Source organism: Desulfosporomusa polytropa (genome assembly GCF_055380075.1).
In genome coordinates, this window is record NZ_AP042400.1 from 963573 (window position 1) to 986130 (window position 22558).

A 22558-nucleotide genomic window follows, 5' to 3' on the forward strand; every position below is an offset into this window, starting at 1 on the left:
GTGCCAAAAAAAGAACATTTAAAAAAGATTATGGTTATTGGCTCAGGCCCGATAGTCATCGGCCAAGCCGCTGAATTCGATTATGCCGGTACCCAGGCATGCCGGGCGCTGAAAGAAGAAGGCTTTGAGGTAGTGCTTGTTAATAGTAACCCGGCGACCATTATGACTGACACCCATGTCGCTGACTGGGTATATATTGAGCCGTTGACGCCGGAATATCTGGAAGAGATTATTGCCAAAGAGCGTCCTGATGGGCTGTTAGCTACTTTGGGCGGTCAGGCAGGTCTCAATTTAGCGGTTAAGCTCGCTGATAAAGGTGTACTGGAAAAGTATCAGGTAGCACTCTTGGGTACGCCGCTGGAAGCCATCAAAAAGGCAGAAGACAGAGAGCTGTTTAAAGCCACGATGGAAGAACTTAGACAACCTATTCCGGCCAGTACCATTGTCGAGGATATTGACAGTGCCCTCAAATTTGCCGAGGAAATTGGCTATCCACTCATTGTGCGTCCAGCATATACGATGGGCGGAACTGGAGGCGGCATTGCCCACAATGATGAGGAACTTATTGATACAGTTAATAGAGGTCTAAAATACAGTTTTATTGGTCAGGCACTAATTGAGCGCAGTGTCGCTGGCTGGAAAGAAATCGAATATGAAGTCATCCGTGACGCTGCTGACAACTGCATCACCGTGTGTAATATGGAAAACTTTGACCCTGTCGGCATTCATACTGGTGACAGTATTGTTGTAGCTCCGTCACAGACATTGACAGATTACGAATATCAGATGCTGAGAAGTGCATCTCTAAAGATTATTCGCGCTTTGGGGATTGAAGGTGGCTGTAACGTCCAGTACGCGCTTGACCCGAAAAGCAGTAACTACATTGTTATTGAAGTAAACCCCCGGGTCAGCCGTTCCAGTGCTCTGGCCTCAAAGGCTACTGGCTACCCGATTGCCAAAGTAGCTACCAAGATTGCTATCGGCTATACCTTAGACGAGATTACCAATGCCGTGACCGGCAAGACCAAGGCTTGTTTCGAACCTGCACTAGATTATGTGGTTGTGAAATTCCCGCGTTGGCCGTTTGACAAATTTAGTTTTGCCGACCGGATTCTGGGTACCCAAATGAAGGCTACTGGTGAGGTTATGTCCATTGACCGCAGCTTTGAGGGAGCACTCTTGAAGGCTGTGCGCTCATTGGAAATTGGCCTGAACCGCCTATGTATTCCTGAATTTGCCGAGCTGAGTGATGAGGAAGTAACTGAAAAGCTCAATCTGCCCAATGATGAACGGGCGTTTATGGTTGCCGAAGCCTTGCGGCGCGGTATTGCGGTAGACGAAATTCATGCGATAACGGCGATTGACAAATTTTTCTTAGATAAGATTGAAAATATTGTGGCTATGGAGCGGCAAATCAGCCAGGACCTGTCCACCGACGTACTCTTGGCTGCCAAGAAAATGGGTTTTGCTGATAAAAGCATTGGCGAACTTGCTAGCAAAACAGTATACCAAATCCGGGAGATGCGTAAACAAGCCAATATTGTGCCATGCTACAAAATGGTTGACACCTGCGCTGCTGAGTTTGAGGCTGTTACCCCTTACTACTACTCCACCTACGCGCAAGAAGATGAAGTCGTGACAACCGATAAACGTAAAGTCATGGTACTGGGTTCAGGCCCTATTCGGATCGGTCAGGGCATAGAGTTCGACTATTGCTCAGTGCATTCAGTCTGGGCACTTCGAGAATTGGGGATCGAATCTGTCATTGTTAATAACAACCCGGAAACTGTTTCTACCGACTTTGACACGTCTGATCGCCTGTACTTTGAACCGCTTACCCCGGAAGATGTGCTTAATATCATTGATAAAGAAAAACCAGAAGGCGTTATTGTCCAGTTCGGTGGACAGACCGCCATTAATTTGGCTGGGCCGTTGTCGCGGGCCGGGGTCAAGATTTTTGGTACAAGTGTGGAAGATATTGATCGGGCCGAAGACCGGGAAAAATTTGATGAATTACTAAGTAAGCTGAATATTCCACGTCCTAAAGGTGAATCGATCACCGATGCCGCGTTGGCACCGCAGGCTGCCGCACGTATTGGTTATCCTGTTGTTGTTCGTCCTTCCTATGTGCTTGGCGGACGGGCCATGGAGATTGTTTACAACGAAGACGAGTTAAAAGATTATATGGTACGGGCTGTTAAAGCCTCTCCTGAACATCCGGTGCTGGTTGACCGCTATATGCAAGGTACTGAGGTTGAAGTGGATGCCATATCTGATGGCAAGGATTTCGTCATCCCCGGCATTATGGAACATATCGAACGGGCAGGGGTACACTCTGGCGACAGTATTGCCGTTTATCCGCCGCAAACGCTCTCCCAAAAGGTCATTGACACCATTGTTGAATACACCGGACTGCTGGCTAGAGGACTTACAGTAAAAGGTCTTATCAACATTCAATATGTAATCATGGATGAAGAGGTCTATGTAATTGAAGTAAATCCCCGTTCCAGCCGGACCATTCCGTATCTTAGCAAAATTACCGACGTGCCGATGGTAGATGTTGCTACCCGCGTCGCCCTCGGTGAGACCTTGCAGGAAATGGGCTATACAACAGGACTGCTGCCTGCTAAAGAATATATTGCCGTAAAAGTTCCGGTATTCTCCTTTGCTAAAATGCAGCAGGTTGATATTTCCCTCGGGCCAGAGATGAAGTCTACTGGTGAAGTATTAGGCATTGACTATAACTATTCCCGGGCACTGTATAAAGGAATTGTCGGTGCCGGGATGAATGTGCCACAAACCGGAACTATCCTTGTGACAGTCGCCGATAAAGACAAAGTAGAAGTAGGTGAGATTGCCAAAGAATTTGCCAAAATGGGCTATGAACTAATCGCCACCAGTGGCACGGCTAGTTATCTCCGTTCCCTAGGCTTGACTGTTGGCATGGTACCCAAACTTCATGAACAGCAGCCTCATATTATTGAAATGATTAAAGCGGGAAAAATCAATATGGTTATTAATACCCTGACTAAAGGACGGGATTTTGATAGTGATGGTTTCAAAATCAGAAGGGCCGCTGTCGAGCATTCACTATTGTGTCTGACTTCGATGGATACAGCCAACGCGGTGCTTGATGTACTTAGCATCATCCGCCAAAGAAAGTTTCTCTATGTACTGGCGCTGCAAGACTATGTAAGCGGAGGCGAAAGAAACAGTGACTAAAACCTGTGTAACTGCTCAGGTAATCAAACATAATATTATTGCTGGGGATGTGTGGGAATTAGTAGTAGTTGCGCCGGAGATTGCCAGCAATACCCGGCCTGGTCAGTTTGTTCATATTCGGGTAGCCGCTGATACACTTGACCCGCTGCTCCGGCGTCCGTTTAGCATTGCAGACTGTGATGCGGCTAAAGGCACGCTGACTTTACTATATCGCGTTGTCGGTCGTGGTACGGAGCTTATGACGAAACTTCAGCCAGGCAATACCATCAATTGTATGGGGCCGCTTGGTACTGGTTTTAACGTAAGTGCTGAACGACCCCTGCTCGTAGGCGGCGGAATGGGACTGGCACCACTATTGCTATTGGCTAGAGCCTTTTGTTCTCGTCCAGCCACCATCTTGATGGGGGGGCGCAATGAGCAAGAGTTATTTTGGCCTAACCTCTATGCCAGCGTATGTCAAAACATCCATATTACATCAGATGATGGCAGTGTTGGCCATCATGGTTTCACTGTGGATCTACTGCCTGAACTGCTTAAACAGCAAAAATTCGATGTCATCTACGCCTGCGGACCGCATGTTATGCTCAAAGGTGTGGCGGCGGTTGCAGCCCAGTATGCTGTTCCTTGTCAGGTATCACTGGAAGATTACATGGCCTGTGGCGTGGGTGCCTGTCTGTCCTGCACCTGTGCTAGTACCAGTGGCAAACGCCATAAGGTTTGTACTGATGGCCCGGTATTCTGGGCCCAGGAGGTGGTATGGTGAACCAGGATGAATCAATGTTGGCAGTCAATATTGCGGGAATAAAAATGAAGACGCCGGTTATGACTGCGTCAGGCACGTTTGGCTTTGGTCTGGAATATAGCGATTTCGTTGATTTGAACCAAGTGGGCGCTATTGTCGTTAAGGGTACAACGCTGGCGCCTAAAGTGGGCAATAGCGGGCGGCGCATAGCGGAAACACCAGCTGGCATGATGAATTGTATTGGTCTGGAAAACCCTGGTGTTGATGAATTTATTACTAACACCATGCCCAAATTAGCTGCCTACCAAGTACCGGTTATTGTCAATATTTCTGGCAATACGGTAGAAGACTATGGCGAGCTGGCAGCCAGGCTGGATCAGTCCGGGATTGCTGGTCTGGAAGTCAATATTTCCTGCCCGAATGTAAAACAAGGCGGGATTGCCTTTGGAACTTGCCCGGATAGTGCGAGTGAAGTAGTACGGGAAGTAAAGAAAAAAACGAGTCTACCTGTGATTGTCAAGCTGTCGCCGAATGTCACTGACGTCGTGCTTATGGCAAAAGCCGTAGAAGCTGCTGGTGCCGACGCTATTTCGCTTATTAATACCCTGCTGGGAATGGCAATTGATATCAAGACCTGGCGGCCTGTTCTGGGCAACACAGTTGGCGGCTTGTCCGGTCCGGCGGTAAAGCCGGTTGCGGTAAGAATGGTATGGCAGGTAGCCAAAGCTGTAAAAGTGCCGATAATTGGTATGGGCGGTATTATGAATGCCGAAGATGCACTTGAATTTATCTTGGCAGGAGCCAGTGCAGTGGCAGTTGGCACAGCTAATTTTGTTAATCCCTATGTATCTGTGGACGTGGCCGAAGGAATTAGAGACTACCTTACTAAACGTGGTTTAACCCAGGTTAGTGACCTTGTCGGCAAGGTCAACTGCGGCTAAAACGTGTACGATGGAGGAAAAAGTGTGGAACAAGTACGTAATCGATTGATTGTAGCCCTTGATTTTGCCACAATGGCACAAGTCAGGGAGCTTGTTGAGAGCTTAGGCGATGCCGTAAGCTACTATAAAGTAGGCATGCAGCTTTTTTATGGTGTAGGCATGGAATGTTTGACTTATTTGCGTGAGAAAGGCAAAGACGTTTTTCTGGATTTAAAAATGCACGATATCCCCAATACGGTGGCTCAAGGCGCAGCTTCGTTGACTCGTTTGGGTGCAGCCATGATTAACGTTCAGGCGTCAGGCGGTCCGGCTATGATGCGGGCAGCGGCTGAACAGGTAGCTGAAACCGCAGCTGCCCTCAATATACCGCGGCCCCAGCTGATTGCTGTTACTGTGCTGACAAGCATGAATGACACCGAATGGGCTGCTCTGCGCTCGACTACCAGCATTCCTGAACAAGTTGTCCACTTGGCTAAACTGGCCCAAGAAGCAGGGCTAGATGGTGTGGTCGCCTCACCGCAGGAAGCTGAGCGAATCAGGGAGGCCTGTGGCCCGGATTTTGCCATTGTTACTCCTGGTGTACGTCCGCAGGGTGCGGCCTTAAATGACCAAAGCCGGGTAGCTACCCCAGCCGAGGCGCTCAAGGCAGGCGCTCATTATCTAGTAGTAGGCCGGCCAATTACCAAGGCAGAAAATCCGCGGGCGGCCGCGCTGGCAATTTTAGAAGAAATGAGGAAGGCGTAATGAACGAAGCAGAAGTTCGGCAGATTTTTGTGGAAACAGGGGCTATCTTAGAAGGTCATTTTTTACTAACCTCTGGCTTACATAGTCCGTTATATGTTGAAAAATTTCAGGTACTGCAGTATCCTAAGCATACTGAGAACCTCTGTGCTGCCATGGCAGAGCGCTTCAAAAACGACAATATTGAGCTTGTCATCGGCCCAGTAACCGGCGGTATTATCCTGGCCCATGAAGTGGGAAAACATCTCGGTACTCGTGCTATCTTCACTGAGCGCGAAAATGGTAAGATGACGCTCAGACGTGGTTTTGTCATTGAGAAAGGACAACGTGTCCTGATCGTTGAAGATATTGTAACAACCGGCGGCTCAGTAAAAGAGGTCGTTGATGTCGTGCGCGAACACGGCGGTATTCCGGTTGCTGTCGGCATGCTGGTTGATCGCAGCAGCGGCAAGGCCGATTTCGGCATTCCAGCTCAGGCGCTGCTTCACTTAACGGTTCCTACCTACAAGAGTGAAGAGTGTCCGCTGTGTAAAGATGGTGTAGCGATAACCAAACGCGGCAGCCGCAAGCTGTAAGCAATAGTGTAGCAATGTGTAGTCACTTAACGCTACACATTGCTACATGGTACTACACAAACAGTATACTAGTTGACGAGTATAGCACTAGGTTTAGGAATAACATATGGCAAGAGTACAGATGCAGGAAGCACATAACTACAATGAGGAGTTATGTGCTTCCTGCTTTATTCATTGGCATAAATCTTGCAATATATTATCTAATAGCTTGTAATAGATTTGCCCCTTAGATCCTAATGTGGAAGGGCATTAAACATTCACTCTAGAATTAATTAATGATAACATGTGCGATTTCCGAGTTGTAATTTATAGGTAGGTGGTGTTATGGATAATGACAAGCGACAACTCAACAAACAGTAGCAGTAAAGCGCTGCTGTGGAAAAATTTTATTAGCAGCGGCGAGTTAGAAAGTCGGATCATTTTACCGCAAATTGCTGAATCGTGGGTCAGGTGTTCCCAAATAGACCTTAACCCCAATGATGGTAGATCTCAGAACGTTCTGAAGCCGTCTGATATCCGCATGATGTTAGAAAGAAAACAGGATATTGTTGATATTGCTAAACCATTCATGGCCAATATCTACGAGTTTTTTCGTAATTCTGGTTTTATTGTTGTTTTGAGTGACGAGAATGGGTATATAATGGAAAGATTTGGGGACCATGATGTGTTGACAAGTGCTAAGCATATTCACTTTGTTCAGGGTGCGAGTTGGCGGGAGGAACATGTGGGGACCAACGCAATCGCTGTGGGGCTAAAGATTGGAGCACCAGTACAAGTTTCCGGTGCAGAACATTACTGCCGCAAACACCACTGGTGGACTTGTTCGGCTGCACCTATTTATGGTTATGACGGCCGAATTGTCGCCTTACTTGATATATCTGGACCGGCCCAGGCCGCGTACTCTCATACTTTGGCAATGGTAGCCGCTGCTGCTAATGCAATAACTATGCAAATCGGCATTCAGCAAAAAAATTATGAGTTATCACTGATGAATAAACGCTTGTCCAGTATATTTAACACCATGTCAGATGGCGTAATTTTCTTTGACCGCTTGGGTAAGGTAAGGGAGTTTAATCCGATAGCCCAAAAAATTCTGGGGAAGACTGGTAATATCCTTAATGGAGCTTTGGTGCAGACTATTTTTAAAGGGAAAAATCAGTTAATTCAGACATTATTAAATGGTAAAGAAGCTTATGCTGATGTCGAGTTTTTTACCGACACGGAAATGGGGCCAAGTCGTTGTGTAATATCTGGTGAAACTATATTCGATAAACAGGGCTGTATAAATGGTGGCGTTATTATTTTGCGGCCGATGGAAAAAGTCCACAACCTGGTTAATCGGTTTAGTGGTAATTATACAACATTTAAATTTAGTGACATTATCGGCAAGAGTGAGCAAATTTCAGAGGCAATACGCCAGGCATCGTTAGCGGCAGCGACTTCCTCCAATGTTATACTGCGGGGTGAAAGTGGTACCGGTAAAGAGATGTTTGCCCAGGCAATTCACTGCCGGAGTTCACGGCGCAATGGCCCCTTTATTGCCGTAAACTGTGGGGCCATACCACGCGAACTTATCGGCAGTGAATTATTTGGCTATGAAGAGGGGGCCTTTACCGGGGCCAAGCGGGGTGGCAGACCTGGCAATTTTGAATTAGCTTCTGGTGGAACATTGTTTCTTGATGAAATAGGGGATATGCCTTTAGAACAACAGGTGGCTTTACTCAGAGTACTACAAGAAAAGAAAGTTGCCCGTCTTGGTGGGAACAAAGTCATTCCAATTGACGTACGTGTCATCTGTGCCACTAATAAAGACTTAAACAGGTTGGTGGCAAATGGGACTTTCCGTCAGGATTTATATTACCGGTTAAATGTGTTTACGATTGAGATACCACCCTTGCGTGATCGTCGCGATGACATTGAAATGCTATTTCGTTATTTTGTCGAACAGATTGGTAGTGAGCAAAGCTGTGAGTATACGATAGAGGCTGATGTCTTAGACTGTATTAATTGTTATGACTGGCCGGGTAATGTCAGGCAAGTTCATAATGTTGTTGAACGAGCTTGTAATCTCACTGAAAATCAGAGTATCTCAATAGCATGTTTACCGCCTGAGCTTGGTTGTTCACCTGGGCGAGAACTTCCAATGAAAGCAACATACCAAAATACCGGAGTGTGTCATTATCAAGAAATTAAGAGTGAGATATCAGATAAAGAGTGTGAAGAAATTAAGCTGTTATTGGCAAAGGAACGGGGAAATCTCAGCAAAGTAGCTGCTACGCTGGGTATTGCCCGCAGTACGTTGTATCGGAAACTAAAGAAATATGCTATTGAATAATCACAGTGAAGTACTGTAGCGATGTGTAGTAGGTACAACGCTACACACTACTACAGGTGACTACATAAATAATAGTTACTACACTAGGCAGCAGAATGTCTGAGCAATAGTGCAAAATATTCTGGTAACGCGAAAAGCAAGAGGAATCACGTAATTCTGATTAGGATTATGTGATTCCTTTTATTCTTGGCATATATCTTGCAATATTAGTTTGGTGTATAGTCATTACCAATGACTACAGCTAAAACCGGGGGTAAGAACGGAGGTGAAATAATGAAACGTAGGCGATATATTGTCGAGATAGGTATTGGCACTGATTTGCATGGCGGCAATTTTACCAAAGCAGCCCAGAGAGCAGTCAAAGATGCCATGTCACGAAGCTGCTTGTGCGGTTTGTTTGACATTGTCGGGATTAGTGACCCCAATGAAATGGTTGTTGAGATTCGGGTCGGGTGTTCAGAGCCAGATAAAGTCAATATAGCCGAAGTACAAGCAATAGTCCCCTTTGGGACTGTTACCACCGAAATCGTGGCTGGAGGGCTAAATGTACAGGGCCTACATTTGTCTGCGCTGGGGGAAGGTGACACCATAGTTGTAGCTGTAGCCGCACTAACGGTATATATTGACATACCATGATCGAGTGGCCAAAATTATTTACTGTGAAAAAATAAGTGGGGGGAGAATTATGGAACTTAAGAAAGAGAAACTGCTTGGTTTTTACGAAACCATGATGACCATAAGAGCCTTTGAAAGTAAAGCGGTAGAACTATTTGCCGACAACCAATTACCTGGTTTTGTGCATCTATACCTAGGGGAGGAAGCGGTTGCGACTGGTGTTTGCGCTAGTTTAACAAACAAGGATTATATCACCAGTACGCATCGTGGACATGGACACTTAATTGCCAAAGGTGGCAAGGTTGATTTAATGATGGCTGAATTATTCGGCAAAGCGACTGGTTATTGCAAAGGTAAAGGCGGCTCAATGCATATTGCTGATGTTGAATTAGGCATTTTAGGAGCCAACGGCATTGTTGGTGCTGGGCAGCCAATTTCTGTAGGCGCAGCGTTTGCCTGTAAATATAAGAAAACCGACTCGGTAGCGGTATGCTTTTTCGGGGATGCTGCATCAAATCGTGGTACCTTCCATGAAGCCTTAAATATGGCTACCATCTGGAATCTGCCTGTAGTGTTTATCTGCGAAAACAACCTGTACGGTATCTCCAATTGCCAGCGTGACCATATGAAAGTTACTGATGTTGCTGACCGCGCGTCCGCTTATGGAATTCCAGGCGTAGTAGTCGATGGTAATGATGTCATCGCTGTTTACGAAGCTGCCGCCGAGGCTATTGAACGCGCCCGCAGAGGCGACGGCCCCAGCTTAGTGGAATGCAAAACCTGGAGATGGCGCGGCCATTTTGAAGGTGATCCCGGCGCCTACAAAGATCCTGAAGAACAAGCAGCCTGGCTGAAAAAAGACCCGATACCCCGCTTCGAACAGAAACTTGTGGAACTTAAGTATGCCACCAAATCAGAATTAGAGGAAATTAAGGCAAAAGTTGAAAAACAAATTGACGCGGCAATCCTCTTCTCGCAAAACAGTCCTTATCCGAACCCCGAAGACGCGTTAACAGACGTTTACGCAGAATAAATCTAATTTTGGAGGGTGAAACCATGATGAAAGAAATGACATATGCTGAGGCCATTAGAGATGGAATGCGACTGGAAATGAAGCGTGACCCCAATGTATATATCTGGGGTGAAGATGTTGGTAAGTTTGGTGGTTGTTTTGGTGTGACAGCTGGTCTGGTTGATGAATTCCCTGGTCAGGTAATTGATACCCCTATCAGCGAGACAGCAATTGTTGGTGCAGCGGTAGGTGCAGCAGCAGCCGGCTTGCGGCCGATTGCCGAAATTATGTTTGTTGATTTTATGGGCGTTTGCTTGGATGAATTATTCAATCAGGCCGCAAAAATGCACTACATGTTTGGCGGCAAAGCCAAAATTCCTATGGTTCTTAGGACACCATGCGGCGGCGGCATGGGTGCTGCAGCCCAACATTCACAATCCATGGAAGCCTGGTTTACCCATATTCCTGGCGTAAAAACGGTAATGCCTTCGACTCCTGCAGATGCCAAAGGGTTAATGGCTGCAGCCGTTCGTGATAATAATCCGGTTATGTACATCGAACATAAGCAATTGTTGGGTATTAAAGGTGATGTGCCTGAAGGGGAATTCATTATCCCGCTGGGCAAGGCTGACATAAAGAAAGAGGGTTCTGATGTTACCATTGTAGCCTGGTCCTGGATGGTACATAAGGCCTTGGCTGCAGCTGAAGCGTTGGCTCAGGAAGGAATTAATGTTGAAGTATTAGACCCCCGTACGCTCGTACCGCTTGATACGGAAAGTATCCTGAAATCTGTAGGCAAAACCGGTAAACTGGTTATCGTGCATGAAGCAGTTAAAATCGGCGGTTATGGCGGAGAAATTGCGGCTATGGTTGCTGAAGAAGGACTTGATCTTCTGGATGCCCCGATTAAACGGGTCGCAATGCCTTATACACCAATTCCGTTTAGTCCAGCGCTCGAAAGCTGTGTAATCCCGAGTGAAGAGAAGATTATTGCCGCAGTTAAAAGTTTGTTTTAACTAATGGTATAGGTGGTGAAGGGAAGTATGGGGCAGGTTGGTATTATTGCTAATCCGGCATCAGGTAAAGATATTCGCCGTCTGGTAGCGTACGGAACGATCTTTGATAATCAGGAGAAAGTCAATATTGTGCGTCGTCTGATTTTGAGTCTGGCTGCAAGCGGTATTAAAAAGATTGTCTATATGCCGGAATATTACGGGATTGTCCCCGGTGCGGTTGATAGTATCTGCGGCCGTCATCGACCGGATATTGAAATTGTCCAGGCAGATATATGCCTAAGTGGTACGCAAATTGATAGTTTTTATGCAGCAGAGGTTATGGCTAGGTGTGGTGTTGCCTGCATAGTTACCTTGGGCGGTGATGGAACAAACCGGATGGTAGCAAAAGGATGTCGGAATGTTCCTCTTCTTCCCATTTCCACTGGCACCAACAATGTTTTTCCTACCATGATTGAGAGTACGATTGCTGGCCTGGCGGCCGGAGTTGTGGCGCAAGGTTTAGTAACTGGGGCTCCAGCTATTAACCCCAGTAAAAAGTTGATTATTTATAAAAATGGTGAGCCGGTAGATATTGCCCTTGTAGATGCTGTAGTACTTAATGACACCTTTATTGGTTCACGCGCAGTTTGGGATGCCGAACGCATAACCAAGATTGTCGTTACCAGAGGTGAGCCACACAATATTGGCATATCGGCCATCGCCGGTAACTTGGCACCAGTTACACCCTATGATGATTTGGGCTTGGTGATTGAAATTGGCCCAGGAAATCTCCAGGTACGTGCACCAATTGCACCAGGCCTCAATGAGCAGATACCAGTTCGGAATTATCACTATATTAATGTCGGTGAAGTAATTGAAGTGGCGGCACCTTGTGTAATTGCCTTAGATGGCGAACGGGAAGTGGAAGTTCGGCCAGGAGACGATGCACAGATAAAACTTACGTTTGAAGGCCCAAAAGTGATCAAGGCGGAGGAAGTGCTACGAGCCGCAGTTGCTAAAGGGTATAGTTATCGAAATATGTAATTGATAGGTTGGCGAAGGAGGAGCAGCAATGGCAACACAAATTAATATGCCAAAATTAGGATTGTCCATGAAAGAAGGTACTGTAGGTAAGTGGTTAAAAAACGAGGGTGACACCGTCAAAAAAGGGGAAGCTCTTCTGGAAGTTATGACAGATAAAATTGCTAACAAAATTGATGCCCCAGCTGATGGGATTTTGCTTAAAATTGTTGCGAACAAGAAAGCCAAGCTGCCAGTGGGCGGTTTGCTGGGAATTATGGGAGATGCCGGCGAAGATATCAGCGGCTTATTAACGGCAGCGGCTAGTAGTGCTCCAGCAGCCCCGGCAGCAAAAGCAGCCGGTAAGCCAGGAGTGCAGAAAGCAGTTGGCGCAGAGCCAGGGGTTAAGGTTAAAATTTCTCCATCCGCCCGTGCTTTGGCCCAGGAAAATGGTGTAGATTACACTCGGATAATTGGCACAGGCCCTGAAGGTCGGATAGTCAGAGAAGATGTGGAAAAAGCCATCGAAGAAATAAGTATGGGAGCGGATGAACGGCCTACTCTTGAAGTTATTCCTTATGAAGGAATGCGTCAGGCTATCGGCGAGAATATGGCCAATAGTTGGGCGGTTGCACCGAAAGTTACGCAGCATGTCGGTGTGGATTTATCAGCTTTGCAAGCCTTACGTGCTACTATCAATAGCGACGTTAAGGATGTCGATAAGATCTCAATAACCGATATGCTGGTTAAAGCTCTTGCCAAAGCGTTGGAACTCTATCCGCGAATTAACAGTACGCTAAGTGGCGAGGAAATAAAAGTATTGCAAGATGTCAATGTTGGCGTAGCTATCGCGATTCCTGACGGTTTAGTAGTACCTGTGGTGAAAAACGCCAACAAAAAAAGTTTAGCTGACATCAGTAAGGAAGTTAAGGACTTTGCGAAACGCGCCCGGAAAAATAAACTGGACCCCGAAGAAATGACTGGCGGTAGTTTTACGATTACTAATCTTGGTGGCTATGGCTCTGTTGATTACTTTACCCCAATTATCAATCAGCCGGAATCAGCGATATTGGGAATTGGCCGGACAGTGAAGACCCCTGTTGTTGTTAGCGACCAGATCGTAATTCGGCCAATTATGGGATTATCCTTAGCATTTGACCATCGGGTGATTGACGGGGCTCCGGCGGCAGAATTTCTGGCCCTGGTAATGAAGCTGATAGAACAGCCTCATAAAATTTTCATTTAAATTAAAAAATCATCAATTCATGAAAAATTTTTTTAGAAAAGGTAGGGAGATGTACATGTCAGGAGATAGTGTTGAATTACTAAGTGAATTAGGTACCGGAATGGGGAAGTTGCAAGGTGACACTCCAGAACTTCTTGCCGCCTTTGTACAGATGGATCAGGCAGCTTATGTTGAAGGCGACCTGGAGCGCAAGGTTAAAGAACTGATTGGTTTCGGTATTGCGCTTGCTGTACGTTGCGAATACTGCATGAATATTCACATAAAAAATGCTTTGGATGAGGGCGCTACCAGAGAGGAAATTCTGGAAGCAGCGGCAGTTGGCGTAGCGTTTGGCGGATCACCATCTATGGCCTACTTGTCAACAACAGTGCTTAAAGCTCTTGAAGCGTTCGAAGAATAATGGACTTATTATCAGACATGGATAAAGAGAGACCGCCATGGCTGACCTTACCTGTGCCTGAGGGGCCAGCGCTTGATCAGATGAAAACATTGTTGGAACAAGGACATTTGCATACTGTATGTGAAAGCGCAGACTGTCCGAATATTGGTGAATGTTTTAAAAATCAAACGTGTACATTTATGATTCTGGGAAATAGCTGTACCCGTAATTGCCGGTTTTGTGCTGTAAGTCATGGTATTCCTGATAGTGTTGATGCCAATGAGCCCGGGATGGTAGCCAGTACGGCCAAGCATTTAGGCTTAAAGCATGTTGTTGTTACATCTGTTACCCGGGATGATCTCAGTGATGGGGGGGCAGGACATTTTGCCTCCACCATTCGGGCGATCAGAGAACAATTACCGCAGGCAGCAATCGAAGTTCTTATTCCCGACTTTAAGGGGAGTAAGGAAGCGCTACAGACGGTATTGAATGCTAAGCCTGATATTCTTAACCATAATATTGAAACCGTACCACGACTGTACTCTGCTGTAAGACCTCAGGCCATCTACGCCAGGTCCTTAGAATTAATTAAGCGGGTGCGTCAAAACAGCGGGGTAACATTGGCAAAATCTGGTCTGATGCTGGGTTTGGGTGAAAAAACAGAGGAAGTAATTGTCGTAATGCAAGATTTATTTGCGGCTGGCTGCCAAATGCTCACTCTGGGCCAGTATCTTAGTCCGTCAGCAGAGCATCTACCTGTCGTCGAATATATTCACCCTGATACTTTTAAGTGGCTCCAGGAAGAAGCTTTTAAAATTGGTTTTTCCCAAGTTAGTTCCGGGCCCATGGTTCGCAGTTCTTATCATGCCGGGTCTTCTTTTGAAAAATTTGGTCACCTGTCTATTTAGTAATCAAATACTAAAATTAAGGGAGGGGTATAAATTGCTTAAAGCAGCATTTGTTTTTATTGCACCAGAGGCCAATAGTAAACAGCACAGGTCAATTATCACTACGCCGGCAGTGGAGTTGACAGTCGTAGGGGTAGGCGACTATAAGTCAGCCGTGAAAACAGTCGAAGAACTGGTTGAGCAGGGAATTGGCGCCATTGAACTCTGCGCTGGTTTCGGGCATGAAGGAGTCGCAGCAGTGAAAAAAGCTGTTAACAATAAAGCGATCGTCGGTGTGGTCCGCTTTGATGTTCACCCCGGATTAGAAGGCAAAAGTGGCGACGAGCTGTTCTAAGATCTGTAAGCTGTTACTATTAGGGCGAACTTCGTATCGGGCTGCGTGGAAATTACAGCAGGATCTTTCGGCTGTTCGCCGCAGCGGCCGTGGTGACGATACACTGATATTACTGGAGCATGAGCCTGTGTATACTATGGGACGTTCTGGCAGCAAGGATAATGTTAAAGCATCACAAGAAACCTTGTTAGCAGCCGAACTTGAAGTTATTGAAGTAGACCGGGGTGGTGATGTAACTTATCATGGCCCTGGTCAATTGGTAGGCTACCCGATACTTGACCTAAAGGGGTATGGACAGGATTTACACCTTTATTCCCGGATGCTGGAAGAAGTAATTATCAGGACACTGGCCGAGTATGGCATTCGAAGTTTCCGGGAAAATGGTTTGACTGGCGTCTGGACCGAGAAGGGGAAGATCGCCGCGATTGGGATTGGTGTCCGTAACTGGGTATCCATACACGGATTCTCTTTAAACATCAATCCTGATATGTGGTATTTCAGTTTAATCAACCCCTGCGGCATCACCAACCGACCAGTGGCAACTATGTGCGATTTCGGTATCGATACCACTCTTGATGAGGTCAGGGGTAAGTTAGAGCAACAATTTAGTGCTGTGTTTAATGTTCAGCTATTGCCGGTACAGGAGGAATGTGTAGATGAACTTATACCGGCTAGGACTCATGCCGTGGGCTGAGACCCAAGCAATATATCATGTATTGGCGCAAACAAGGCAAGAAGGGTTAGTCATCTGCCGCCCTTCTGCACCCTGCGTCTGCCTCGGCTTACATGATGACCTAGAGCAAGAAGTAAATGTGAAATACTGTCAGGACCATAATATCCCGCTTATCCGGCGCGATATTGGCGGGGGGATGGTTTTACTGGCTAAAGAACAGATTTTTTTTCAACTGGTGTTACGTGCCGGCAATCCTTTGTTAGCAGGCCGGCGTGAGGAGTTTTTTGCCAAGTTTTTGGAACCTGCCATAAAAACTTTGGCGAGTTTCCATATCAGAGCTGACCTTAAACCTCCGGCTGACATTGTTGTCAACGGTAAAAAGATTTCGGGAAATGGCGCTGGCGACATTAATGGATTTGCTGTGTACACAGGTAATATCTTAGTAGCTTTTGACAGGACTACTATGTCCAATGTCTTAAACCTTCCCAGCCCGCGGTTTCGCGAACTGACCAGGTTATCTATGCAGCGGTATTTAACGACCATGGAGGAAGAGTTAGGATATACACCTGACTTTACGGCTATTGAAGAACAGTTAATTGCCAATTTTTCCACATGGACAGAGGGTTTGCAGCCTGTCCCATATTCCGAAAAACTAAAGACGGCTGTAAAGGCCACGGCCAAGGACCTAACAAGTTCTGACTTTCTTAACCTGCCAGGCAAGCAAACCCAAGTCCGACAAGTGAAAATTAACGAAGGAACCTATATACGTCTCCATTATTTACCGGAGTGCTTTACACCGAATGTCTCTGGTAACAGAGAATGCATTAACCAGGCAGGGAAAGTCTGTCCAGGGTATGCAATTCTCATTATCCAGGGCGGGAAAATTATAGAATTTGAAAGTAACGGCTTTCTTTGTTGGGCGAACTCCCATATTAATTCCCTGAAAGATTATTTGTTAGGTACCAAGTGGTGTGATTCTGATATCAGATCAGCCATCTGTAAATGGCAGCAGAGCTTGGCAAGCAATATAACTACAATTAACGAAGATCTGCTGCTGCGTTGGCTATTAGTCAGATAAGTAAATAGGAGTGATTAACCAATGGAGCAATATAATATTCCGCAAGGTTTATATTACACTCATGATCATGCATGGGTGAAGGTTGAAGGCAACACAATTCGCATCGGGGTTACTGACTTTTTGCAAAAATTAGCTGGCGAGATTACCTTTATTAGGATTCCACGGATCGGGAAAGCACTCGCAGCAGGGGCTACACTCTGCTCGATTCAGTCAGGCAAGTGGGCCGGTAAAATTCAAGTGCCAATGTCAGGTAAAGTACTTGAGTCCAATGGCGAACTGCCGACAAATCCTAAACTCCTCAATAGTGACAGCTATGATGCGGGGTGGGTTTGTGTAATGGAGCCTGATGATTTGGCTGTCGGGCTGCAAAATCTAATCCACGGTGACGATGCCGATAAATTTTTTACTGAGGAACATGCGAAATATTCTAAGCCTGAATAAGTAGTGTGCAAGCAAAGCCTAATCTCGCTTAGGGAAGGAGTACGATATGGACGCCCAAATATCAGAAAATTTGAAGACAGCCTTTGGTGACCGTGCAACTACAGATTTGTTCGAGCGCGGCTTTTATCAACGCGATTTGGCACCAGTGCCGGATTTTTTGGTTAACCCCATTGCCGATACTCTGCCGGATATAGTGATTAGACCCAAAAATACTGCAGAAGTAGCTTATATTGCCAAGCTGGCAGCTGAGAAGCAAATCCCCATGACCGCACGGGCGGGGGGCTCTACTGTCTACTTTAATACGGTATGTACGCGTAAAGGGATATTGGTTGATCTAAACGGTTTGGACCAGATAGTAGCAGTTGAGCAAGAGAAGAGCATTGTGCGGGTCGGGGCAGGAATGACCTGGTGGCAGCTGGAACGTGCTCTCAACCGCATTGGCTTAGCTACGTGTTCATACCCGAGCAGTGCGCAGGCGGCAACGGTTGGCGGCTGGTTAGTCATGATGGGATATGGGCTTGGCAGCTTAAAATACGGTCCAGTGGTGGATCAGGTAATTTCAGCGCAAACCGTTATGTCTGATGGTAGTGTGCAAGAGTTAAATGCAATGAGTAAGCCACCAGTTTCCTGGCTGGCTGATTCTGAGGGCACCTTGGGAATAGTGACTGAAATAGAATTAAGGGTTCGCCCACAGCCAGAAACCGAGTGGCATGGCTTAGCCGAATTGGAAGATGCCAGACAAATGCAGCTATTTATCGAGAGTGCAGTACTATCTGCGGCAATTCCGTTTAATTTGCATTTTAGCGATCCCGGCTGTAACGCGTTACGCCACCGACTGGGACTGGCCAGTCAGCGAGCTGCTACAGCCTATACGGTAGCCTTTGATGCGGACGGCTCAGCAACAGAAACAGCCGCCGCGCAGAAAAATTATACCAAGTGTCTGCAAATTACAACTGCCGGCGATTTAGGCGAAGAAGCCGAGCATGAGTGGCAGCACCGTTTTTTTTCTTTAGTCTTAAAAAGAGAAGGTCCCTCTTTGCTTGGGGCCGAGATTTGGTTACCTATTAATAGCTTAGCTGCCTATCTTCATGATATAGAACTATTTGAGAGCCGAAAAAATCTGGGCTTAAAAAGCTACGGACATGTTGTAACAGTTAAACATGCTATGGTTATGACGATGTTCAACGCTGATGAGCGTAATACCATTGGCTACTTACAAGGGTTAGCTTTAGTAAAAAAATTGCATGATATTGGGGCGAAGCATGGTGGGTCTCCTTATGGTGTTGGTTTGTGGAATACACCCTATGTAGGCAGGTGCCACACGGCAGCAGAGCTGGTTGAGCTTAAACAGCGAAAAAAATTACTTGATCCCAACAATATTATGAATCCTGGCAAAGTGTATCAAGCTCCCTTGCTCTTGAATCCGGCATTATTTAGTTTGGGCATGGACTTATTGGCAGCCACCACACTGGTGTACAGGGGCAAAATAGGAGGGGAACGGGTATGAGTTCGGGCAGCTTTTATAAAAATTTGGTCGAAGAATCCCTAATTTGCGGGAGATGTGGTAATTGCCGCAATGACTGCCCGGTATATAAGGAGATTGGCTGGGAGTCAGCTGCTCCACGCGCAAAGATTTCGCTGGCTCGGGAGATATTTGCTCGCAACAGTGAAGCAACTATTAGCCCTGAATATGCGAAACGGATTTCACAATGCACAATGTGTGGAGCTTGCACGCGTGCTTGCGCTGCGAGGATTGATCTACAGTCATTATGGCGGGATTTACGAGCTAAACTGGTAACTGACGGTAAAGCGCCTGCAGCCTATACAGCGATGGTAGATAATTTGCATGACAAAAAAAATATCTCCAACTTTGCCAATGTTACCAGGCTGGACTGGGCGGAAGAGTTGGATGAAATACCAGAGAATTTGGATCAGGAACCAGGGGCGGATGTCATATATTTTGTCGGCTGTGTATCTTCCTTTTTCCCCCGCGCAGCCCAGGTTCCAGTTGCCATGGTACAGTTATTGCAAAAAGCAGGAGTAAACTATACCACGATGGGTTCTGAAGAGTGGTGTTGTGGTTTCCCCATGCTGGCGGCCGGACACGCTGCTGAGATTAAGGAATTTGCGCGGCACAATGTAGATACTGTACGAAAGATGGGGGCTAAGACCTTAGTGACTGGCTGTGCTTCCTGCTATCACGTCTGGAGCCATGTATATCCGGAGGTGCTGGGTGAGAGTCTGGGATTTAGACTGGTTCATGCCACGGAAATGCTGGCAGAGCTAGTTGCTGCAGGTAAGTTAGTACCAAATGAACTAAGCCAAACAGTGACTTACCATGACCCCTGTGACTTAGGGCGTAACAGCGGCATTATCAATCCGCCGCGGCAAATAATTAACAGTATTCCAGGAATCAAATTCATAGAAATGGCCACCTGTGGAGAAGAAGCAACTTGCTGCGGTGGTGGCGGAAATCTGCAAGGTGCAGATGCCGGTTTGGCAGATGCCATAGCTGGTAAACGGATAAAAGAAGCAGCCGCAACGGGGGCTTCCATCGTCGTATCTGCCTGTCAGCAGTGTGAACAAATGCTGGAAAAGGCGGCCAGGACTGAAAAATTACCCTTGCAGGTAATGGATGTTGCTGAATTATTATTAATGGCTATAGAAGACTAAGTTGCTAAGCCGGGAAAGGAGCAGGAGCTAATGAGCGTAAACAAATGGAAGTTTCCTGAAGATTTATTGTATGATACCCATTACCAGTGGATCAAACGGGTAGGCGATAAAGTGTTGTTTGGGTTAACACCCTATGGCCTTAATATTACTGGTGATATTTTATATTTAGTGTTACCAACAGCGGGGACTGCTGTTGAAGTCGGCGGCACTTGCGGGTCACTGGAAGCAGGAAAATGGGTTGGACGTGTTTACGCGCCAGTAAGCGGACTGGTGACCAAAGTCAACGACATGGTAACCGCGAGTCCGGCGTTAATCAGTCAGTCGCCATACAACTGTTGGTTTGCAGAAATTGAGCTTTCCCACTGCGCTGAACTTGAAGGCTTGATGTCAGCCGCTGCTATACAGGCGTGGCTAGCAGAGGAAATGGAAGCAAATGCCTAGTAAAGATAAAAACACCGTGTTTAGAGTGCTCGATTCTGCACCACGTACTGCTGCCGAGCATATGGCTTTGGATAAGGTCATAATGAACGCCCATAGTCAGGGATTGATTCCCAACACAATGCGGTTTTTGCAGTTTAAGCCTTGTGTCCTGGTTGGATTGCATCAAAACACGTTCCTGGAAGTAAATGTACCATATTGTCAGCAGCAAGGTATTGATATCAACCGCCGCATTACCGGTGGTGGCAGTTTATATTGGGGACCGATGGAATTAGGTTGGGAGATCTATGCCGCTAAAAATACTCCAGGGATTCCCCGTAAGATAGAAAGTATGTATAAGTTGTTATGTGAGGCAATGGCTCTGGGGCTAAAGACCCTCGGGCTGGCTGCGGCCTATAGGCCAGTAAATGATATTGAAATAGGCGGACGTAAAATTGCAGGTACTGGTGGTACCGAACTAGCAGATTCCTTCGTCTTTCAGTGCAGTATATTGGTTGATTTTGATATTGACGAAATGTTACGGGTTTTGCAGTTTCCCTTGGAAAAACTGAGTGATAAGGCGGTCACGTCAATGCGGGAACGGGTGACTTCCATTACGGAACAAATTGGCTATGTGCCAGAGCATAGTAAAATAAAGTCGGCAATTTTGACCGGCCTTAGAGAAGCATTGGGGTATGATTTTTGTCCGGGAGAACTTATAACCGAGGAGACCGAATTGCTGAATGAGTACTTGCCGTATTTTCAGAGCAATGACTGGATTTACGGCAAAGATAGTACATTTATCAATACGATTGACTGCATTGCCAATTATAAAGCTCCAGGTGGTCTCATACGGATTCAAATGCGACTGGATGCAGGTATCAGAGTGATCAAATATCTAATTATTAGTGGTGATTTTTTTGCTTATCCGGCAAGAGCCATTAATGACCTGGAAACAACATTGAAAAATTCGCCAATTGATGAACAGCATATCATTGCCACAATTAATAGCTTCTTTGCTAATAATCAGGTGGAAATTCCTGGTATTGCTGCCGAACACTTTATCAATGCTATTTTGCTGGCGATAGAGCAGGCAAAAGCAAAGACCACAGAGGTTAACCATGAAAAAAATAAGCGAACACTATGACGTTATAGTTATTGGAGCTGGCCCTGCCGGTAGCACTGCAGCCAGGCGACTGGCCCAGACTGGGTTACAGGTGCTCATAGCAGAGCAGCGGCAAAGTGTTGGTGATCATGTGCAATGTGCGGAATTTGTTCCGCAGATGATTACTAAATACACTGGCCTGCGGTCCATAGATGTGGCGCAGTCGTTAAATGGGATTAAAACATATATTAATGGTGAAGCAGCCAGTGTGGTGCGAGCTCCTGGCTATGTACTGCATCGCAGCCGGTGGGATAAACAGTTGGCTGATGCAGCGGTAACTGCCGGGGCAAACCTTATGACCGGAGTGCGTGCTGTACATGTCAACGGCTCAGTAGTAACACTCTTGTGCGGCGGCGAACAGCAGGAGGTTACGGGAAAGTTTATCCTTGGCTGTGATGGCCCCCGTTCGCTGATTAGTAAGCAGTTAGGTAATAAACAAGCGGAAACCTGCATCGCGTTGCAACAGGAACTGACTTTGGTTAAACCGCTGAATTATGCTGAGGTTTACTTTGATCCAGCTTGGTATGGCGGCTATGCCTGGGTGTTTTCTAAAGGGTCAACAGCCAATGTCGGCTTGGCTGTCCATACATCACATACAGGACGGTTAAAAGAATTGCTGACAGATTTTTGCCGTACACTTGTCACAAGACAGATAGTGCAGGCTATAACTGGGGCAGCAACAACCGGAGGACTAATACCGTCAGGCGGTTTAGTACCATGTTTAGCTAACAGGCACATGCTGGTAGCTGGTGATGCGGCTGGCTGCACGCATCCGATTACCGGCGGCGGGATTATGAATGCCGTGGTTAGTGGACAACTCGCGGCAACAGCAGTTATAGAAGCTACTGCACAGGGTATTGAGCAGTTGGCGAAAAGCTATACGGCGGCAATGCAGGCTGAATATGGGCAACAATTTGCCATTGCTTGTGATCGACTTGCTAATCGCAATCAAGAGTGGACAGGCAATAATGCAGAATTCGCGGCACTAATCCGGCGTAGCTGGATTGCTTTTCCCGAATATTACTCGCAGTAGCAACAGGTTGTAG

Annotated in this window: 22 protein-coding genes; all 22 read left to right on the forward strand. The window is 46.5% G+C overall.

The window, feature by feature from the left end:
* The 22 genes from carB to ACZ449_RS06445 all read left to right on the forward strand — a co-directional run bounded on the left by carB (position 1) and on the right by ACZ449_RS06445 (position 22545).
* Complete coding sequence (gene carB / locus ACZ449_RS06340) at positions 1-3222, forward strand: carbamoyl-phosphate synthase large subunit (protein ID WP_464260204.1); 3222 nt, start codon at positions 1-3, stop codon at positions 3220-3222.
* Positions 3215-3985: a dihydroorotate dehydrogenase electron transfer subunit gene (locus ACZ449_RS06345; RefSeq protein ID WP_464260205.1), complete on the forward strand. Its 771-nt coding sequence runs from the start codon at positions 3215-3217 to the stop codon at positions 3983-3985. The genes carB and ACZ449_RS06345 overlap by 8 nt, the downstream gene beginning before the upstream one ends.
* On the forward strand, positions 3979-4905 hold the full coding sequence (locus ACZ449_RS06350) for a dihydroorotate dehydrogenase (RefSeq protein WP_464260206.1): 927 nt from the start codon (positions 3979-3981) through the stop codon (positions 4903-4905). The genes ACZ449_RS06345 and ACZ449_RS06350 overlap by 7 nt, the downstream gene beginning before the upstream one ends.
* 24 nt (positions 4906-4929) lie before the next feature.
* Positions 4930-5649, forward strand: a complete 720-nt coding sequence (pyrF, locus tag ACZ449_RS06355; RefSeq protein WP_464260207.1) for an orotidine-5'-phosphate decarboxylase — start codon at positions 4930-4932, stop codon at positions 5647-5649.
* Positions 5649-6221, forward strand: coding sequence for an orotate phosphoribosyltransferase (gene pyrE, locus ACZ449_RS06360; protein ID WP_464260208.1), 573 nt, complete (start codon positions 5649-5651; stop codon positions 6219-6221). The genes pyrF and pyrE overlap by 1 nt, the downstream gene beginning before the upstream one ends.
* A 331-nt stretch (positions 6222-6552) precedes the next feature.
* A complete protein-coding gene (locus tag ACZ449_RS06365; RefSeq protein ID WP_464260209.1) occupies positions 6553-8556 on the forward strand; it encodes a sigma-54-dependent Fis family transcriptional regulator in 2004 nt (667 codons plus the stop codon).
* 273 nt (positions 8557-8829) lie between these two features.
* On the forward strand, positions 8830-9192 hold the full coding sequence (locus ACZ449_RS06370; protein ID WP_464260210.1) for a Lin0512 family protein: 363 nt from the start codon (positions 8830-8832) through the stop codon (positions 9190-9192).
* A 49-nt stretch (positions 9193-9241) separates the two neighbouring features.
* A complete protein-coding gene (locus tag ACZ449_RS06375; protein ID WP_464260211.1) occupies positions 9242-10204 on the forward strand; it encodes a thiamine pyrophosphate-dependent dehydrogenase E1 component subunit alpha in 963 nt (320 codons plus the stop codon).
* Positions 10205-10227: 23 nt separating this feature from the next.
* Positions 10228-11199: an alpha-ketoacid dehydrogenase subunit beta gene (locus ACZ449_RS06380; protein WP_464260212.1), complete on the forward strand. Its 972-nt coding sequence runs from the start codon at positions 10228-10230 to the stop codon at positions 11197-11199.
* A gap of 27 nt (positions 11200-11226) precedes the next feature.
* Positions 11227-12222, forward strand: coding sequence for an ATP-NAD kinase family protein (locus ACZ449_RS06385; protein ID WP_464260213.1), 996 nt, complete (start codon positions 11227-11229; stop codon positions 12220-12222).
* A 28-nt stretch (positions 12223-12250) separates the two neighbouring features.
* Positions 12251-13444 carry a dihydrolipoamide acetyltransferase family protein gene (locus tag ACZ449_RS06390; protein ID WP_464260214.1) on the forward strand — a complete coding sequence of 398 codons (1194 nt, stop codon included), beginning with the start codon at positions 12251-12253 and terminating at the stop codon, positions 13442-13444.
* Between the two features lie 55 nt (positions 13445-13499).
* Positions 13500-13844, forward strand: coding sequence for a carboxymuconolactone decarboxylase family protein (locus ACZ449_RS06395; RefSeq protein ID WP_464260215.1), 345 nt, complete (start codon positions 13500-13502; stop codon positions 13842-13844).
* Entirely contained in the window at positions 13844-14731 is an 888-nt protein-coding gene (lipA, locus tag ACZ449_RS06400) for a lipoyl synthase (protein ID WP_464260216.1), read from the forward strand. The genes ACZ449_RS06395 and lipA overlap by 1 nt, the downstream gene beginning before the upstream one ends.
* A gap of 34 nt (positions 14732-14765) precedes the next feature.
* On the forward strand, positions 14766-15065 hold the full coding sequence (locus tag ACZ449_RS06405; protein WP_464260217.1) for a DUF6506 family protein: 300 nt from the start codon (positions 14766-14768) through the stop codon (positions 15063-15065).
* On the forward strand, positions 15046-15759 hold the full coding sequence (lipB, locus tag ACZ449_RS06410; RefSeq protein ID WP_464260218.1) for a lipoyl(octanoyl) transferase LipB: 714 nt from the start codon (positions 15046-15048) through the stop codon (positions 15757-15759). The genes ACZ449_RS06405 and lipB overlap by 20 nt, the downstream gene beginning before the upstream one ends.
* Positions 15722-16816: a lipoate--protein ligase family protein gene (locus ACZ449_RS06415; protein WP_464260219.1), complete on the forward strand. Its 1095-nt coding sequence runs from the start codon at positions 15722-15724 to the stop codon at positions 16814-16816. The genes lipB and ACZ449_RS06415 overlap by 38 nt, the downstream gene beginning before the upstream one ends.
* Positions 16817-16837: 21 nt before the next feature.
* The gene (locus tag ACZ449_RS06420) at positions 16838-17257 is read left to right on the forward strand and encodes a glycine cleavage system protein H (RefSeq protein ID WP_464260220.1); all 420 of its coding nucleotides are present in this window, start codon (positions 16838-16840) and stop codon (positions 17255-17257) included.
* Between the two features lie 46 nt (positions 17258-17303).
* Entirely contained in the window at positions 17304-18764 is a 1461-nt protein-coding gene (locus tag ACZ449_RS06425; RefSeq protein ID WP_464260221.1) for an FAD-binding oxidoreductase, read from the forward strand.
* Positions 18761-19930, forward strand: coding sequence for a (Fe-S)-binding protein (locus ACZ449_RS06430; RefSeq protein WP_464260222.1), 1170 nt, complete (start codon positions 18761-18763; stop codon positions 19928-19930). Before ACZ449_RS06425 ends, ACZ449_RS06430 begins: the two co-directional genes overlap by 4 nt.
* A 30-nt stretch (positions 19931-19960) precedes the next feature.
* Complete coding sequence (locus tag ACZ449_RS06435; protein WP_464260223.1) at positions 19961-20371, forward strand: glycine cleavage system protein H; 411 nt, start codon at positions 19961-19963, stop codon at positions 20369-20371.
* A complete protein-coding gene (locus ACZ449_RS06440) occupies positions 20364-21494 on the forward strand; it encodes a lipoate--protein ligase (protein ID WP_464260224.1) in 1131 nt (376 codons plus the stop codon). The genes ACZ449_RS06435 and ACZ449_RS06440 overlap by 8 nt, the downstream gene beginning before the upstream one ends.
* Entirely contained in the window at positions 21469-22545 is a 1077-nt protein-coding gene (locus ACZ449_RS06445) for a geranylgeranyl reductase family protein (protein ID WP_464260225.1), read from the forward strand. The genes ACZ449_RS06440 and ACZ449_RS06445 overlap by 26 nt, the downstream gene beginning before the upstream one ends.
* The last annotated feature ends 13 nt before the right edge of the window (positions 22546-22558 follow it).

Bases quoted from the DNA above. Each gene is read 5' to 3' on its own strand.
- ACZ449_RS06440 (WP_464260224.1), top strand. From the start codon at position 20,364: ATGCCTAGTAAAGATAAAAACACCGTGTTTAGAGTGCTCGATTCTGCA.
- ACZ449_RS06365 (WP_464260209.1), top strand. From the start codon at position 6,553: ATGACAAGCGACAACTCAACAAACAGTAGCAGTAAAGCGCTGCTGTGG.
- ACZ449_RS06390 (WP_464260214.1), top strand. From the start codon at position 12,251: ATGGCAACACAAATTAATATGCCAAAATTAGGATTGTCCATGAAAGAA.
- ACZ449_RS06430 (WP_464260222.1), top strand. From the start codon at position 18,761: ATGAGTTCGGGCAGCTTTTATAAAAATTTGGTCGAAGAATCCCTAATT.
- ACZ449_RS06395 (WP_464260215.1), top strand. From the start codon at position 13,500: ATGTCAGGAGATAGTGTTGAATTACTAAGTGAATTAGGTACCGGAATG.
- lipA (WP_464260216.1), top strand. From the start codon at position 13,844: ATGGACTTATTATCAGACATGGATAAAGAGAGACCGCCATGGCTGACC.
- ACZ449_RS06375 (WP_464260211.1), top strand. From the start codon at position 9,242: ATGGAACTTAAGAAAGAGAAACTGCTTGGTTTTTACGAAACCATGATG.
- ACZ449_RS06350 (WP_464260206.1), top strand. From the start codon at position 3,979: ATGGTGAACCAGGATGAATCAATGTTGGCAGTCAATATTGCGGGAATA.
- ACZ449_RS06425 (WP_464260221.1), top strand. From the start codon at position 17,304: ATGGACGCCCAAATATCAGAAAATTTGAAGACAGCCTTTGGTGACCGT.
- ACZ449_RS06380 (WP_464260212.1), top strand. From the start codon at position 10,228: ATGATGAAAGAAATGACATATGCTGAGGCCATTAGAGATGGAATGCGA.
- ACZ449_RS06445 (WP_464260225.1), top strand. From the start codon at position 21,469: ATGAAAAAAATAAGCGAACACTATGACGTTATAGTTATTGGAGCTGGC.
- ACZ449_RS06415 (WP_464260219.1), top strand. From the start codon at position 15,722: ATGAACTTATACCGGCTAGGACTCATGCCGTGGGCTGAGACCCAAGCA.
- ACZ449_RS06420 (WP_464260220.1), top strand. From the start codon at position 16,838: ATGGAGCAATATAATATTCCGCAAGGTTTATATTACACTCATGATCAT.
- ACZ449_RS06385 (WP_464260213.1), top strand. From the start codon at position 11,227: ATGGGGCAGGTTGGTATTATTGCTAATCCGGCATCAGGTAAAGATATT.
- pyrE (WP_464260208.1), top strand. From the start codon at position 5,649: ATGAACGAAGCAGAAGTTCGGCAGATTTTTGTGGAAACAGGGGCTATC.
- ACZ449_RS06435 (WP_464260223.1), top strand. From the start codon at position 19,961: ATGAGCGTAAACAAATGGAAGTTTCCTGAAGATTTATTGTATGATACC.
- ACZ449_RS06370 (WP_464260210.1), top strand. From the start codon at position 8,830: ATGAAACGTAGGCGATATATTGTCGAGATAGGTATTGGCACTGATTTG.